This window comes from Streptomyces sp. PA03-6a (genome assembly GCF_033792765.1).
Classification (GTDB): domain Bacteria; phylum Actinomycetota; class Actinomycetes; order Streptomycetales; family Streptomycetaceae; genus Actinacidiphila.
Map to the genome: position 1 here is coordinate 1 of NZ_JARAVK010000207.1, position 16099 is coordinate 16099.

Consider the following 16099-nt stretch of genomic DNA (forward strand, 5'->3'; position numbering starts at 1 on the left):
ATCCGCTCGCGAAACGCCTGCCGTTCAGGCGTCAGCCCACCACCCTGCGGATACCTCATGCAACCGGCATACCGCGACGATCAAGCTCCGTCAGCCCCCCGACCTTCTCGTAGAAGTCCTTGGCCCGGTCGATGCCGGAGACGGGGAGCACGATCATTTCGAGCTTCAAGTCCATGCGGGACGTCCTCCAGATACTGATTCTTGAATGGCGAAAGGGCAGCACTCGACGCGCCACGTGTTCATTGATGTGACGGCGCCGGCACAGCGGCGCGTACAGCCCGGCTGCCACAACGGGCATGCGATCGGGCAAGAGGGTCAGCCGATTACTGCCGGCTCCAACCCACACCGGAAAGATACCCGTCATTTAACTTTGACGCAAGCAATACTTGCACACTTAACAATTGCCAAAGGTATTTCCTTGATCGAAAAGTGTCTCACCGGACGGTGATCCTTCGAGTTTCCGCAGGTCGCAGGGGATACGTCCCGTTGAGGCACACCTTCCCAGGGCTGGATGCGATCGTGAGCGCTGACCCCTGGCGTCACATGGGCCCCTTACGTGCGGCGCATTCGGCCCCGACGCCTCCGACGATCCCCAGTCGGCAGGCGAGGTGCTGCCCCCGCTGAAAGCCCAGGATCGCGAACAGCACCTTTTGATGGATCCGCCCGCCAGGCCGGCCATGGGGGGAGAGCGCGGGCTCAGCCGATCGGTGGGACGGAACGGAGGTGCTTCACATGCCAGGCAGTGACGCGCTCGCCCTCGTTGACGGCAGGGGTGCCGGGGACTCCCGAATCTCAAGAATCCCCATCAAGTGGCGCGGGTGGAGGGGACACCGTAGCCGTCCCGAACCGTGTGGACGTGCGCGGCGCTACTGACTTTTGAGTGGTGATGTCGTCGCTTCCGTCTGGAAGCGAGCAAGCGGCTCCCCGGCCGCTGACGTCGCCCCGTCCGGCCCTCCACCCCGTTCCGGACCGGGCCGTGCGGTCAGCCGCCGGTCCCCCTGCTGCCTCCGGCGCACCACCACCGGCACACACTCCCCGACGGTCGCCACGGGAGTCCGTCGGCGGGCGGCCCGCCTCCCCCTTTCGCTGCACGCGACCGTGAGCGCGCGTGTCGGCAGTCATCCGGGCCCTGCCATTCCCGACCCGATTCCCCCCGCACCCGTACGGAGCAGTGATGGACGAGACCACCCGCACTTACGACGTGATCGTCATCGGCGCAGGGCCGGTGGGCGAGAACGTGGCCGAACGCGCTCGTGCCGCCGGGTTGAGCACCGTGATCGTGGAGCGTGAACTGCTGGGCGGCGAGTGCTCGTTCTGGGCCTGCGACCCCAGCAAGGCGCTGCTGCGCCCGGTGGTGGTGCAGGCTGACGCGCGCCGGGTCCCGGGGCTTGGCCGGGCGGTCGCCGGGCCACTGGACTCCGGGGCGGTCCTGGCTCACCGCGACAAGATGGCCTCCTACTGGAAGGACGAGGACCAGGTCCGCTGGCTGGAGTCGGTCGGCGTCGATCTGATCCGCGGCCATGGCTGGCTCGACGGCCCCCGAACGGTCCGCGTCGAGACCGCCGACATGGACACGGTCACGCTCTCGGCGCGGCATGCCGTGGCCGTGGCCACCGGCACCCATGCGGCTGTGCCCGCGGTTCCCGGCCTGGACACCGTCCGTGCGTGGACCAGCCGTGAGGCAACCAGTGCCGGCGAGGTCCCCGAACGCCTGGCCATCGTCGGCGGCGGCGTGGTGGCCGTCGAGATGGCCACGGCCTGGCAGGCGCTCGGCTCCGAGGTGACCTTGCTGGTCCGCGAGGACGGGCTGCTGCAGCGGATGGAATCCTTCGCCGGCCGGCTGGTGGCGGACGGCCTGCGTGAGGCGGGCGTCGACGTCCGGTTCCAGACCTCGGTGGCCCGCCTGGCGCGTGAGAACGGCGAGGTCCGGATCTCCCTTGCCGGCGGCGGGCACCTGGTGGCGGACGAGATCCTGTTCGCCACCGGCCGGGCCCCCAACACCTGGGACCTGGGGCTGGAGACGATCGGTCTCACCCCGGGCGACTGGCTGAAGGTGGACGACACCTTCCGCGTGACCGGCGTCGCCGACGGCTGGTTGTACGCCGTCGGCGACGTCAACCACCGCGCCCTGCTGACCCACCAGGGCAAGTACCAGGCTCGCATCGCCGGCGCCGCCATCGCGGCGCGTGCAGGCGGCGAGGTGGTCGACGACGCCCTGTGGGGTGCGCATGTGGCCACCGCCGACCACATGGCCGTACCGCAGGTGGTCTTCACGCATCCCGAAGTCGCCACCGTCGGCATGACCACTCACGACGCCGTCGGTTTCGGGCACCGGATCAAGGTGGTCGACTACGACCTGGCGCAGGTGGCGGGCGCCCACCAGTACGCCGAGGGGTACCGCGGTCAGGCCCGCATGCTCGTCGACCTCGACCGTGGCACCGTGGCCGGCGTGACGTTCGCCGGGCCCGGCGTGGCAGAACTGGTGCATTCGGCCACCGTCGCCGTCGCCGGCGAGGTGCCGATCGACCGGCTCTGGCATGCCGTGCCCGCCTTCCCCACGATCAGCGAGATCTGGCTGAGGCTGCTGGAGACTCACCGGGGCCGAGGCGCCAGGGCCGCCGGACGTGGAGGCCCGACGCTTCCGGTGTTCGCCGCCGGACGTTGATTCCACCGCGCATTGCGCTGCCCCGTGCCGTAGAACCCCTCCTGTGGACCTCGTTCCGCTGACCTGTCGCGGGATTCACGCCTTCCCCATGCGCCCTGCCGGGCGACCGCTCGGCAAGGGGCGCGCCGCCGCCCGCATGTCGCGGGTCGCGTGACTGTCATGACGGTGGCCGGCGGTACCGCGTCACGTTACCTAGGAACGACCCCACCGCCGCCACGGAATCTAGGTCACGTTCCGGATTACCGCGCTTACAGCCCGCGCCCATGATTGAAGTGCGCCGGAAAACAGGAACGGGCCACAAGGCCTCAGCCGGCCGGCGGGATCGCAAGTCGCTGAAATCCCGGCGAACTTCGTGTCGCCCGCCTTTCCTGCTCATTGATTCAGACCTTTGGGAGACCATCATGTCCGTCACCACCGACCGGCACGCCATCCGTCCGTTCACCGTCCAGTTCTCCGAGGCGGAACTCGCGGACCTGCGGCAGCGCATCCAGGCCACGCGCTTCCCCGAGAAGGAGACCGTCGAGGACCAGTCCCAGGGCACCCAGCTCGACACGGTGCGCAAGCTCGCGGAGTACTGGGCGAAGGAGTACGACTGGCGCAAGGTCGAGGCGAAGCTGAACTCCTACCCGCAGTTCATCACCGAGATCGACGGGCTGGACATTCACTTCATCCACGTCCGCTCCAAGCACGAGGACGCGCTGCCGGTCATCGTCACGCACGGCTGGCCGGGCTCGGTCGTCGAGCAGCTGAAGATCATCGAGCCGCTGACCAACCCCACCGCCCACGGCGGTGACGCCTCCGACGCCTTCCACGTGGTGATCCCCTCGATGCCGGGCTACGGCTTCTCCGGCAAGCCCGCCGCCAAGGGCTGGGGCCCCGAGCGCATCGCCCGCGCCTGGGGTGAGCTGATGGAGCGCCTGGGCTACACCAAGTACGTCGCGCAGGGCGGCGACTGGGGCGCGATCGTCACCGACCTGATGGGTGCGCAGGAGCCGCAGGGCCTGGCCGGCATCCACACCAACATGCCCAAGGTGATTCCGGCCGACATCGACGCCGCGCTCGCCAAGGGCGACCCGCTGCCCGAGGGCCTGTCGCTGTCCGAGGAGGAGCAGGCCGCGGTCGAGCAGCTCGGCTTCGTCTACCGGCACGTGTACTACGCCTACATGATGGGCGACCGCCCGCAGTCCCTGACCGGACTCGCGGACTCCCCGGTCGGCCTGGCCTCTTTCATGCTCGACCACGACGCGAAGAGCCTGGCCCTGATCACCCGGGCTTTCAACGGCGTCGGCGAGGGCCTGTCCCGCGATGACGTCCTGGACAACATCACGCTGTTCTGGCTGACCAACACGGCGATCTCCGCGGCACGTCTGTACGCGGAGAACACCACCTCGTTCTTCGGCATCAACAACGTCAAGCTCCCGGTCGCCGTCAGCGCCTTCCCCGACGAGCTCTACCAGGCCCCCAAGAGCTGGACCGAGCGGGCCTACCCCAACCTCGTCCACTACAACCGGCTCCCCAAGGGCGGTCACTTCGCCGCCTGGGAGCAGCCGGAGCTGTTCGTGAACGAGGTCCGCACGGGCTTCCGCTCGATGCGCTGACCGGTCGGTCGCGCCCTATCGCGTGCACAGACCGTAGCCCGGCGGGGCGGCCGAGCGGCTCGATACCGAGCTGCCCGGCCGCCCCGGGTCGCGCGGCCCCGGGCCGTGGACTGCCCCACCGGCGCCCCGCGGGCGCCGGACACCACGTGCCTGGACCCGATCGCCGTGCCGTGGCCGCCACACCAAGTGAGGGCAGCAGCTCACCCCCTTCTGCCGAGAAGGGATTTGTTGTCAGTTTGGAGAAACACATGTCCTCAGCAACAACGGTGTCCGCAGACACTGCCCGCCTGCCAGCCATCACGGACCACGTCAAGGGCCGGCATCGGGGGAAACCGGCATCCGAACGTCTGCTAGACCTCTGGCCGGCCGGACACGGACGGCACCGCCGCAACGCAACGGCCGTCTCCGCACCAGGACGGACATGAACGGCTCCCCCTCCCGCATCGATCCCGTCCCCCCGGTCAGGTGCACGGGTGAAGGGGACGGTGGCAGCGCTGTGATCCGGCAGGCGGCCTGCGGGGCGACCGCACTCGCGTGGTTCGACCGTGAGGCCATGCCCTTCCTCGGCCGGCTGTACGCAGCCGCGACGCAGATGGCCCGTGGCCCTGCCGACCCCGGTGACCTGGTCCAGCGCACCTACCAGCGGGCTTTCGAGACGTTCGAGACGCTGCCCGAGACAGCCGGCGTGAAAGGCTGGCTGTTCCGGATCCTTGCCGACACCGCGCTCGACGCCTTCGGCGAGCCGGACCGGCCCGGGGGCTTGGGCTTCCAGCCTGCCGCACAACGCCAGCAAGAGGTCTGCGGTGAGCGGGCTTTGGTCCCTGACGACCACGCGGCCCGGGTCACACAGGCGCTGGACCTGCTACCCGACGAGGAAGTGTCCGCTGCGCTGCGGCGCCTGCCGGCCGAGGTGCGGATCGTGGTGTACCTGGCCGACGCCGAAGACTTCAGCGCCGCCGACATCGCGCAGATCCTGGGCGTCCTCCCGGGCAGTGTGCGATCACGCCTGCGCCACGGACGAAGCCTCCTCCGTGAAACGCTCACAGCCGCCGCCCATCGGCGCGGGCTCCTCGGCGAACCGCGTGATCGCGTCCCTGACGACTGACGTCCCCCGCAGGGGGAGTTACCGGCTTGCGGTCACGTTCGCCGTCAGGCGCTCCAGGACAGCCTTGACATCCGCGGCCTCCGCCGGGGTGAGGCCTGCAGCCTGCCCGATCGTGGCCGGAATGACGCGCGCACGCTCGCGCAGTTCGGCGCCCTGTTCGGTGAGGCTGATCTGCACCGAACGTTCGTCGTTCGCCTGGCGCTCGCGCCGGACCAGACCGTGGGCCTGCAGCCGCTTGAGCAGCGGCGTCAGAGTGCCGTAGTCGAGTTGCAGGAGCTTGCCCAGCGATTTGATGGGCAGCGCACCATGTTCCCACAGCACCAGCATCACCAGGTACTGCGGATAGGTCAGGTCGAACTCCTCCAGCAGGGGCCGGTAGCGGTTGGTCAAGGCCCGCTGCGCCGCGTACAGGGCGAAACACATCTGGTCGTCGAGGAGCAGGCTGACCTCGTCAGCCTCCGCCGCCTGCCGCTCAGCGGCGGGCTGGTTCTCACTCATCGCAACTCCTGTCCGCACAATACTCGCGCACTAAACCGTACACCCCACAACTTCCACGCAAGCCATTATATTGCGCACACTTAAAATTGCCACGTTGGGTCGTGGGACCAGTGCATGGAGTACGCGGTGCCCGACGGCGAAGTTGTCCCGGCACGCGGAATCCGATCAGCGCACTTTCCCGTGTGAATCATGTGCCCGGTCCCGCCTCGCCCGCCAGGGCCCCGGCCTGGCGGGCGATGCTCCGCGGGCGAACCCCGGCCATCGCCAAGCGGCCGTTGTCCTGCTGCCAAGGCGCCATTGCCGAGGGCGCTGGTGCCACCAGGTGCGGCAAGGGCATTCCGCGCCCCTTGAGGCGGGCCCTACCCCGGCGGCGCATGGCCACAACCGGGGTTCACAGTCACATGACCGATGCCGCAAGGGCACGCTTTCGCGGTTGGATCGCAGGCAGCGTCTGTGCGCAGGGCAGGCCCGGGAGACCGGCAGCGGACGCGGCCCGCTACACGTCCGGCTCCCCCTGGCCGGCACGGATGCTCTTCCCCCCACCAGGAGTACGTGATGCCCGAGTACGTCCCCTTGCAGCAGCCGGTTCTTGAACCGGCTGCCCGCAACTTCACCGAAGCCACCGCCGCCCCGCCGTTCCCGTTCGACCTGGGACCGGCGGCAGGCCGTAGGGCGCTGGAGAAGGTGCAGGCCGTGGAGCACCACCACCTTGAGGTGGAGGACAGCTGGGTCGCGGTGTCCGGCGGGCCGAAGGGAAGCGTCGCGGTGCGCCTTGTGCGCCCGAGGCAGGCCGGCGGGCCGCTGCCCGCCGTCTTGTACCTCCACGGCGGCGGCTGGGTCTTCGGGGGCACGCGCACCCACGACCGCCTGGTACGTGAACTGGCCATCGGCGCGCGGGCCGCCGTGATCTTCCCCGAGTACAGCCTTTCGCCCGAGGCCCGCTACCCCCAGGCGCTGGAAGAGTGCTACGCGGTCGCCCGATGGGTGACCCGCCACGGGAGTGAGCACGGCATCGACCCCACACGAGTGGCCGTGGCCGGCGACTCCACGGGCGGCAACCTCAGCGCAGCCCTGACGCTGCTGGCCAAGGAACGCGGGGATGTCTCCTTCCGCCATCAGGTGTTGTTCCATCCCGTCACCGACGCGGACTTCGACACACCCTCCTACCGCCGGTTCGCCGAGGGCTACTTCCTGCGCCGCGACGTCATGCAGTGGTTCTGGGACCAGTACACGACCGACGAAGGGCAACGCGCACAGATCACGGCCAGCCCGCTGCGCGCCAGCGCACAGGAGCTCGCCGGCCTGCCCCCGGCCCTGGTCATCACCGCGGAGGCCGACGTCCTGAGGGACGAAGGCGAGGCCTACGCCGAGAAGCTGCGCACTGCCGGAGTTCCCGTGACCGCGACCCGCTACGAGGCGACCATCCACGACTTCGTCGTGCTCAACGCGCTGTCGGCAACCGATGCGGCCCGCAAGGCGGTCGCCCAGGCCGTAGCCGCCCTCCGGCAGGCACTCGACACCGAGAGCTGACTCCAGGCAGGCCCGCGACGCCGTCACGGTCTGCCGCAGCAAGCATTGCCCTTGCACAACGATCACACCGCCCCGGTCTCGTCGGGCAGCAGGCCCCGGACGTCCATGCCGCTACCGGCCGCAGCACCGCGACGCCCGGCCGGAGGCGGCCACGGACCCGGCCGGCGGTGACCTGATCGCCTGTGAGGACAGCCGACCATCGCTGGGACCGTAGGTCTCGCCGACGGAGCGGCTTGGGGTCCTCTGCAGCACCATGCCCCGCGTCCATGTATTCTCCTAGTGCAAACAACGCTATGCACTAGTTCAAAGGTCCCTGATCATTTCTGTCTCGCTCTCCCCTGCCGATACGTACGCGGCCGCCTGCCGCACCGTGCCGACCCGGGGCAAAGGACGGACCTGCTACGACCACGGCCTGGTGCCCTCGATCCCGGATACGGACCGCCTCCGCCGCGTTGCCCCCGTCCGCGACGGGGCGGCCGCCGCGCCGCCGGTCCTTCACACCAACGCCGGTGAACGGCTCTGCGTGCACGGCCCCACCGGTCCCCCTCCACCGGGCAGCACCGGCGAGGAGGCCGGGCCCCACCGGCCGGGCCCGCTACCGGGCGCCGGCACCCATCGGGCACCCGGGGTTGTCGACGACCTCGACATGCCGGTCACCGGCCCAGGCCACCTCGCCGGACGCTGACCGCAGTCCGCACACGGGCCCAGCCCCGGCCGGCGAATGGCCGGCTGCGGCCGCGCACGACGTCGGCCGGCACGGTCGGCCTCGCCGCGGTACCCCCGTCCAGGCGCTGTACGTCGGCCCCACATGCCGGGCGCCGCCGGGCAGCCCTGCCCCATGCCCATCCCCTGGCCCGCGAGAAGAAACGGAGACAAACAGTGATCGGCAGTGACTCCTCCCAGCGCGATACGACCAGCGTGCTGATCGGCCGGGACCGCGATCTGCACACGATCCGTGAGCTCGCGGGCGTCGGCACCGGAGGCGGAGCTTTGCTGGTCTCGGGGGACGCAGGGGTCGGGAAGACGGCAGTGCTGGACGCCATCGCGGCAGGAGCCCGCGCCGAGGGCGCCCGGGTGCTGCGAGCCGCCGGTGTGGAGTTCGAGGCGGACTGCAGTTACTCGGGCCTCAACCAGATCCTCTTCCCCTTCCAGAACGAACTCGAGGAGCTGCAGCCGCCCTTCCGCGATGCCCTGCGCATGGCACTCGGTTTCGAAAGTGGCAGGCCGCCCGAGCGGCTGGTGGTCTCCAATGCCGTGCTGCTCCTGTTGCGCACGGTCGCCGCCGGAGATCCGATGCTGCTGGTCATCGATGACCTGCCCTGGCTCGACCAGGCCAGTGCGGCGGTCCTGGGTCTGGTCGCGCGCAGGGCCGCGGGCATCGGTGTGAGCTTTCTCGCCGCCTCGCGCTCCGCGTCCCACAGCCCGAACGGCTGCGGCGTCCTGCCCGAGTACCGGCTGCAGCCGCTGGACGAGGAGTCGGCTTCCCGTCTGGTCGCCGACACCTCCCCGGACCTGGTCCCCAGCGCCCGCCGACGCCTGATGACCGTCGCCTGCGGCAACCCGCTCGCGCTGCTGGAACTGCCGTCCGCGATGCCCGCCGTCCCGGGACCGGCAGGCGGCGACGCCGGCTTCCCGGCCGTGGTGCCGCTCAGCCGGCGCCTGGAAGCGGTGTTCGGCTCCCGCGTCACCGGCCTGCCCCAGCCCACCCAGCGCCTGCTGCTGCTCGCCGCGCTGGAAGGCATCGGGGATCTCGGCGTCCTGCAGGCCGCCTCACGGCAGAACGACGACGGCTACGACCTGGAAGACCTCGGCCCCGCCGAACACGAGCAGCTCGTCCACATCGACGAAGGCGCACGACGGCTGAGGTTCCGCCATCCCCTCATCCGCTCCGCCGTCGTGAACAACGCCACCAGCAGCCGGCGGCGGGCCGTCCACACCGCCCTCGCCCAGGTCCTGGTGGACCAGCCCGAACGCCGGGCCTGGCATTTGGGCGAGGCTACTTTGGAACCCGACGAGAACGTGGCCGCCCTCCTGGAGACCGCGGCCCGTATCACCTTGCGCCGCGGTGATGCCATCGGCGGCATGCGCACCTTCATCCGGGCCGCGGACCTCACGCCGCCCGGCCCCGGACGCAGCCGCCGCCTCGCCACCGCCGCCTACATCGGCGCCGAGGCCACCGGGGCGTTGCCCAGCGCCCAGAAGCTCCTGGACGACGCACGGCACACCGGCACCGATCCCGAAAGCTCCCTGCACGCCGCCGCGGCCTCCGCCGTCCTCATCCTCAACAGCGACAGCGACATCGACGCCGCACACACCCTGCTCGTCGACGCCATCGAAGCCGGAACCCACGGCTACCACGCCGACGACAAGGCACTCATCGACGCCCTGCACACCCTTGCCCTGGTGTGCTTCTTCGGTGCCCGGTCCGAGCTGTGGCAGCCCTACCACCGCGCACTGGACACACTCACACCCGCGGCCCCGCCGGTGCTGTCCGCGCTGGGCAAGACCTTCTCCGACCCGGCCCGCACCGGGGCGGCGGCCATCAAGGAACTCGACGAACTGGTCGCCGGACTGCCCGAGACGACCGACCCGGCCCAGCTCCAGCGCATCGGCTCGGCGGCCCTGTACGCCGACCTCCTGACCGACGTCCGAGAAGCACAGTGGCGCATGGTCCGCATGGGGCGAGACGGCGGCCCGGCGCGCCGGCACATGGCCGGGCTGATCCACCTCATCCTGGACGACTACCTCACCGGGATGTGGGAGGAAGCGGCGCACCTTGCCGACGAGGGCATCCAGCTGTGCGAAACCCATGGCTACACGGGATTCGCCTGGTACTTCCACTACGCCAAAGCCCTCCTGGCCGCCACCACCGGCGACGCCGACGCCGCGGACGCGACCGCAGAGAAGGTCATCCACTGGGCGACCCGCCGCAAGGCGTTCGGCGCCGCCCACTACGCGCACCACGCCGCAGGGCTGGCGGCCCTGGGCCGCGGTGACTTCGCCGGCGCCTACGAACACGCCACCGCCATCAGCCCCGCCGGCCACCTCGCCTCACACGCCCCGCACGCACTGTGGACGACGATGGACCTGGTCGAGGCGGCCATGCGGACCAACCGGCACCAGGAGGCAGCCGCCCACGCCCAGGCCATGCGGGAAGCCGGCATCGCCGAACTGTCCTCACGGCACGCCCTGCTCACCCATGCCTGCACCGCCCTGAGCACCGCCGGCGACGACCAGGCCCTGCAACAGTTCACCCACGCCCTTGACGTACCCGGCGCCGGGCGGTGGTCCTTCGACTACGCCCGCGTCCAGCTCGCCTACGGCGAGCGGCTGCGGCGTGTGCGGGCCACCACCGAATCCAGGGGGCCGCTGGCAGCCGCACTGTCCGCCTTCCAGCACCTGGGGGCCGCTCCCTGGACCGAGCGTGCCGAGACCGAACTACGCGCCGCAGGCTCCGCCAAGCGGCGGCCCAGTGGCGCCAATCCGCACACGCTCACCCCCCAGGAACTGGAGATAGCCCGGCTGGCGGCCTCGGGCCTGACCAACAAGCAGATAGCCGAGCGCCTGTTCCTCTCCCACCGCACCGTGGGCGCCCACCTCTACCAGATCTACCCCAAGCTGGGCATCACCTCCCGAGGCATGCTCCGCGACGCCCTCGAAGCCTGACCCCACTCCTCATCGGCCTCCTCACACCACCCGAGCAGCACGCGGCGGCCGGGCCCTGCCACCTCACTTCAGAAAGACCCAGCACGTGACCACACTTCCCACCCTCGTCCTGGTCCACGGCGCCTGGCACGGCACCTGGTGCTGGCAGCCACTGGCCGACCAGCTCCCCGACCTCGACGTACGTACCGTCGCCCTGCCCAGCAGCGGACAGGACCCGGCAGCCCTGGGTGGCCTGTACGACGATGCGGAAGCGGTGGCCAAAGCCATCGCGGCCGTCGGCGGACCGACCGTGGTGGTCGGCCACTCCTACGGAGGATGCCCTGTCACCGAAGCCGCTGCGGCAGTCGGCAACGTCGAGCGTGTCATCTACCTCAGCGCCCTGATGCAGGACACCGGCGACTCGGTCCTGTCCCTGGTCGGCGGTGTCTATCCGCCCTACTGGGACGTGCACGAGGAGCCCCAAGGCCACGCCAGTCACGGCTACTTCGAAGCGGCCCAGGCTTCGCACGTGCTCTACAGCGACGTCGAACCGCACCTGGCGCAGCAGGCCGCCGCCAGACTCGGCCGCCAGTCCCTGGCCTCGGTCACCCAGCCCCTCACCCAGGCCGCCTGGCACACCGTGCCCAGCACCTACATCCTGTGCGAGCAGGACCTCGCCATCCCGCTGCCACTCCAGGAAGCCATGGCCACCCGCGCCCAGCGCACCGTCCGCCTGCACTCCGGCCACAGCCCGTTTCTCTCCCAGCCGGCCGAACTGGCCCGCATCCTCCGCCACGAACTCACCCTCCGGCCACCGCAGTAGGGGTCACCTGAGGCCCTGCAGACGCCGGTCGCCGTGCCCGGCGATCTGGTCTGCACAGGTCCACGATTCCGCACGGCGCAACTCTCCGGCTGCATCCACGTGAAGGTCCGCGACGGCCAGGTCGCCAACCGGCCGCACCAGCGACACCCTCGCCCTGTGGGCCGGCGACGGCAGCACGGGAGCCACTCCAACCCGTTCAAGCGCTCTGTCGAGCAGGTCCCCGTACCGTCAGACTGGTTGTGTGAGCGAGTTATGGAGCATGCTGGCCGCGCCAGGCGGAGCGGTGGCGACCACGTTGATCGGTGTCTTCGTCGGCAGTGTGGTCGGCAGGCGCGCTCAGGACCGGCACTGGGTCCGGGAACAGCAAGCGGCTGTTTGCGCGCGGGTGCTGCGGGAGTCGTCAACGGTGCTGGTGGATCTCAGCGACATGGAGTCCTCCCGCCCCGAAAGCATCCCGCAAGGTGTGGTCGTGGCGACCAGCATCGACTGGCGGCCGTGGAACGAGGCACTGAGCATGGTGAACCTGGTCGCCGACAAGGACATCGCAGAGGCGGCCCATACCCTGGACGAGCAGATCTGGCGCGTCCACATCGCGGTCAAGCGCGGCCTGGCCCCTGATGAGGACTGGTTCGCACTGCGCTCGCGCATCACGCCGCACAAGGCGACTTCATCACCGTTTCCCGCCGCAGACTGTCCCTGACAGGGGACCCACTCCCCCGGCTGTCCGGCAGGCCGGCCCCAGACGACCCCATCTGGACCCCGTAGGCCACGTACCCGGGGGCCGACTGCCAGACCTCGTCCAGCGATTGAACGGCTTGTGGCTGTGCCTGTTCTGCCAGCCGGATCCGTTCTGCAGCAGCCTCTCGTTGGCCCGCCGCACCAGCCGGGCCACCACAACCACTGCGACCACAGCGGCTGACCCCGCGCCCCCGCATCTCTCCCCCATTCCGGTCCCGGCCCAACCCAGGAGGACCGCGCCGACCGCGGCTTCGACAGGGGCGGCTCCGCCGGCAGTTGACGCCTGTGCTGCCTTCACGCGCACTTCCGAAGGGCGCTGACCCCGGCCGATCTCCTGGATGCTCACGCGCCTCAGTACTCGCTTCGCCCGTCCGGCCACGATACGGAGACCGCCCCCAACCACGTGTAATTCCACGTGCCTTCATGGCGCCGGCGTCGTTGTAAAAGAGACCTCGAATAGGGACGGGGATCCAGTACCCCAAGGGCACCGGTCACGCTGCTCGACGGCTTCCTCGCCGCTCTGCGGGGCCCAACAAGACTGCCATAAGGGGCTCGATACGGGCCGCCGGCACACAACAACAACACAAATTGACTCACCAGTAGGTACCATCCGGCAGCACCACCCCATACACACGAGGAGTGTCGTGTCCGACAACAACACCATTCAGGACCGGTATGCGACGCGTCTCGCAGAGGACCTGGACAACAACGCCGGCGAGCAGGAAAAGGTCCGCACGCAACTCGCGGAACTCCAGAGCCGGCTGGCCCAGCTCGAGCAGGAGCAGGCGTGGCTGGCCCAACTGCAAGGAACCGTGGCCGGCGCCTCAAGCGTGGTCGTTGAGGAAGAACCGGCAGGTGAAGCGCCTGCCGACGAGGCCGAAGAGCCGAAAGTGACGCCCGCCGCCCAGCCAGTGCCCCGTCCGCGCGGGCGAAAGAAGTCGGCCGGTGAGTCCGCAGCCCGAAAGGCCACCAAGAAGTCGCCTGCCCCCAAGACGGCCAGGAAGCCGAAGCCCGGCAGCTCACCGTCGAGCACGGAACCGACGCTGCGCAGCCTGGTCGTGGACATACTGGCCGCGAGCAGCGAACCGCGCATGGTCAGCGAGTTCGTCGACGCCCTGACCAAGCAGCACCCCCAACGCGCCACTCCGAGCGCCCCGGTCGTGCGCAACACCCTGGAGGCACTGGTAGCCAAGGGGCTCGCCGAACGCGCCCGCCGGCAAGGCAGCGTCTTCTACACCCCCATCACACCCTCGGCCTCCGACGCCGGTAACACGGCGGTCGCGTCCGGGGCCGCAGAACCGGTCCCGGCAACAGCCTGACCTCAAACGCGTGTGGCAGAAGGTCGCGGGCCTTCTGCCACAGGCGTGCATTCGGCCGATCTTCCGCGGAGCAGCGCCCTCCCCATCGTGGATCCCAGGAGAGCACCGCGGATCCGAGACCATGCCCCATGCCCCATGCCCCCGCACTGCCGACCGCAAGGCCGCACGAAGATAAAGGTGCCCAATACAGCAAAATGTGGCACTTACCGCGGTACCGTGGAGATCTGTCCCAGCGCGCAGCCCCGCGACCAGTTCTGGAGGGAGCCCGCATGGCAGATCGACTCGACGTGGCGTCGCTGGCTCCCGGCGATCGCGCGGACGCGATCCGTGAATTCTCGTGGGCCATCAACGGCCGTATAGAGGTGGACCTTCCCCCGGACCCGCATCTCCTGAGGGCCAGCGCAACCACCAACGCGGTGGGGTCGGTGAAAGTCTCGGAGATCGGCTGGAACGCGGCCCGCCTGCGCCGCGCTACTGCCTCGGTGGACGAGGACTTCGTACCGCACGTTCTCGTCCATCTCCAGGAAGCGGGGGTCTCCGCCGTCCACCAGGGAGGAAGGCAGGGTGTGATCCGGGCGGGAGATCTCGCGGTGCTGGAGAACGCGAAGCCCTATGAGGTCTTCTTCCACGGCACGATGCATTCGGTCCTCGTGCGCGTTCCCACGCACGTCCTGGGGCTGCGGCCGTCCCTGCTCGACCAGGTCACAGCCGTACGACTGAGTTCGCAGCGCCCCGTCGTGGGTGCCACGGCAGCGCTTTTCACCCGTCTGGCCCGTAACCAGGCCGCTGTCGGAGAGGCCGAGGCCGCCCTGTTCGCGCAGCCCTGTGTCGACCTGATCAGGGCTGTGGTCAGCATGATCCCAGGCCGTGACGATCTGGCCGGAGCGCCTCTGAACAGCACGCTTCTTTACCGTGTTCAGGAATACGTCCGCCTCCATCTGGCAGAACCCGACCTGACTGCGGCACGTATCGCCGCCGAGCATCACGTTTCCGTACGCCAGCTCTACCTGACCCTGTCCCGGGCGGGAATCAGCCTCGGTGAGTGGATCAGGACGCAGCGCCTCGAAGAGTGCAGGAGGGAACTCGCGTCGTCGGTGCATCAGTTCATGACGATCGAGGCGATCGCCCACCGGTGGGGGTTCGCCAGCGCACCCCACTTCAGTCGGGTGTTCAAGGCGGCGTACGGTGTGAGCCCCCGCGAGTTCCGGTGGCAACCATGCGACAGGCTGAGCGGGCTTTCACCGGCAACGGGGCCCTTCCGCCCGGGCACTTCGGCCTAATCTCCCGGACCGTCACCGGGCCCGGCCCGCGGCGGAGAAGGAGCCGCCCGCCAGAGCAGGCCGAAGCCACCAGACACCCGCCTGAAGGCCCAGGCACGTCGAGTGAACAAAACGCGGCGTCGCCGACTCTCTCACAGTAGGCGGCACACCAGTCGTCGCCTTGCCTGTACGTGCACAATCTGCCCTTGCGCTTTCGTGCAGGACATCGGGTCCGGTTCCCGGCCCCAAGGAACCGGCCACCGGGGTCCGGGCATTTCAGCGGCGGATCGTACGGCCGACACCGCGCGGCCTCACGAGCATGAATACGCGTTACCTCGCTCAGCGCGATACCGGCAATACAGAGCGTGTCCTCCCCCCAACGACATTCGGAGTCGCATACGGCTGCACGGCGGGAGTCCCGCAGTCTCCGGTTCGCACAGCTGCGGATATCCCACGGACCTGCCCGGACACCCGCCGACGATCGCAAGGAAAATTTACGGTGGCCGCAGAGAGGGGCTCCCAGGAGCCTCCTGCCCCGGTCGCATGCACGAGAGTCCGGGAACCAGATGCCTTCAGTGCCGTTCGGGAGGACATCGTGATCGAAGCATTCTGCACGGACATCCAACCGCCCGCCGAGCGGGCCGAGTACTGGAGGGACGCCGTACGCAGGGCGTTCACCCGGCTGGAGATACGCACCCAGGGGCCGGCCGAGCTCCACGGGGCGATACGCCAGGCCTGCGTCGCCGGCGTCCAGGCCGGCTCCCTCGAAGCGAGCCCGCAACGCATGGCGCGTACCGCGCCGCTCATCGCCGCCGACGGCGACGGCTCGCTGATCGTGAGCCTGCAACGCACCGGCGGCAGCGTCGCGGCCCAGGACGGCCGCGAGACACCGGTGGCCGCCGGCGAACTCGTCATCCTC

12 protein-coding genes are annotated in these 16099 nt (G+C 69.6%); 10 read left to right on the forward strand and 2 right to left on the reverse strand.

Features of this window, described 5'->3' with window-relative positions:
* Nucleotides 1-55: 55 nt before the first annotated feature.
* Nucleotides 56-175 (reverse strand): VOC family protein, encoded by a 120-nt coding sequence (locus PV350_RS34960; protein ID WP_500337560.1) that lies wholly within the window; start codon nt 173-175, stop codon nt 56-58.
* 999 nt (nt 176-1174) lie between these two features.
* Between PV350_RS34960 and PV350_RS34965 the strand changes: the two genes are divergently transcribed.
* The 3 genes from PV350_RS34965 (at nt 1175) to PV350_RS34975 (ending at nt 5368) form a co-directional block, all read left to right on the forward strand.
* A complete protein-coding gene (locus tag PV350_RS34965; RefSeq protein WP_500337561.1) occupies nt 1175-2665 on the forward strand; it encodes a dihydrolipoyl dehydrogenase family protein in 1491 nt (496 codons plus the stop codon).
* A 401-nt stretch (nt 2666-3066) separates the two neighbouring features.
* Nucleotides 3067-4263, forward strand: coding sequence for an epoxide hydrolase family protein (locus PV350_RS34970; RefSeq protein WP_500337562.1), 1197 nt, complete (start codon nt 3067-3069; stop codon nt 4261-4263).
* 553 nt (nt 4264-4816) lie between these two features.
* Nucleotides 4817-5368 carry a sigma factor-like helix-turn-helix DNA-binding protein gene (locus PV350_RS34975; RefSeq protein WP_499508866.1) on the forward strand — a complete coding sequence of 184 codons (552 nt, stop codon included), beginning with the start codon at nt 4817-4819 and terminating at the stop codon, nt 5366-5368.
* An 18-nt stretch (nt 5369-5386) separates the two neighbouring features.
* Here the strand turns inward: PV350_RS34975 and PV350_RS34980 are convergent, their stop codons facing one another.
* Nucleotides 5387-5866, reverse strand: coding sequence for a MarR family winged helix-turn-helix transcriptional regulator (locus tag PV350_RS34980; RefSeq protein WP_499508867.1), 480 nt, complete (start codon nt 5864-5866; stop codon nt 5387-5389).
* 555 nt (nt 5867-6421) lie between these two features.
* Between PV350_RS34980 and PV350_RS34985 the strand changes: the two genes are divergently transcribed.
* The 7 genes from PV350_RS34985 to PV350_RS35015 all read left to right on the forward strand — a co-directional run.
* Nucleotides 6422-7396, forward strand: coding sequence for an alpha/beta hydrolase (locus PV350_RS34985; RefSeq protein WP_500337563.1), 975 nt, complete (start codon nt 6422-6424; stop codon nt 7394-7396).
* An 879-nt stretch (nt 7397-8275) separates the two neighbouring features.
* The gene (locus PV350_RS34990) at nt 8276-11062 is read left to right on the forward strand and encodes an ATP-binding protein (protein WP_500337564.1); all 2787 of its coding nucleotides are present in this window, start codon (nt 8276-8278) and stop codon (nt 11060-11062) included.
* A gap of 85 nt (nt 11063-11147) precedes the next feature.
* The gene (locus tag PV350_RS34995) at nt 11148-11864 is read left to right on the forward strand and encodes an alpha/beta hydrolase (RefSeq protein WP_500337565.1); all 717 of its coding nucleotides are present in this window, start codon (nt 11148-11150) and stop codon (nt 11862-11864) included.
* A 241-nt stretch (nt 11865-12105) separates the two neighbouring features.
* Nucleotides 12106-12564, forward strand: coding sequence for a hypothetical protein (locus PV350_RS35000; protein ID WP_500337566.1), 459 nt, complete (start codon nt 12106-12108; stop codon nt 12562-12564).
* Between the two features lie 682 nt (nt 12565-13246).
* Nucleotides 13247-13921: a hypothetical protein gene (locus PV350_RS35005; RefSeq protein ID WP_500337567.1), complete on the forward strand. Its 675-nt coding sequence runs from the start codon at nt 13247-13249 to the stop codon at nt 13919-13921.
* A gap of 269 nt (nt 13922-14190) precedes the next feature.
* Nucleotides 14191-15201 (forward strand): helix-turn-helix domain-containing protein, encoded by a 1011-nt coding sequence (locus tag PV350_RS35010; RefSeq protein ID WP_500337568.1) that lies wholly within the window; start codon nt 14191-14193, stop codon nt 15199-15201.
* 574 nt (nt 15202-15775) lie between these two features.
* The coding region (locus PV350_RS35015) for an AraC-like ligand-binding domain-containing protein (protein ID WP_500337569.1) at nt 15776-16099 on the forward strand (324 nt) is incomplete at its 3' end.

Bases quoted from the DNA above. Each gene is read 5' to 3' on its own strand.
- PV350_RS34960 (WP_500337560.1), bottom strand. From the start codon at position 175: ATGGACTTGAAGCTCGAAATGATCGTGCTCCCCGTCTCCGGCATCGAC.
- PV350_RS34965 (WP_500337561.1), top strand. From the start codon at position 1,175: ATGGACGAGACCACCCGCACTTACGACGTGATCGTCATCGGCGCAGGG.
- PV350_RS34970 (WP_500337562.1), top strand. From the start codon at position 3,067: ATGTCCGTCACCACCGACCGGCACGCCATCCGTCCGTTCACCGTCCAG.
- PV350_RS34975 (WP_499508866.1), top strand. From the start codon at position 4,817: ATGCCCTTCCTCGGCCGGCTGTACGCAGCCGCGACGCAGATGGCCCGT.
- PV350_RS34980 (WP_499508867.1), bottom strand. From the start codon at position 5,866: ATGAGTGAGAACCAGCCCGCCGCTGAGCGGCAGGCGGCGGAGGCTGAC.
- PV350_RS34985 (WP_500337563.1), top strand. From the start codon at position 6,422: ATGCCCGAGTACGTCCCCTTGCAGCAGCCGGTTCTTGAACCGGCTGCC.
- PV350_RS35010 (WP_500337568.1), top strand. From the start codon at position 14,191: ATGGCAGATCGACTCGACGTGGCGTCGCTGGCTCCCGGCGATCGCGCG.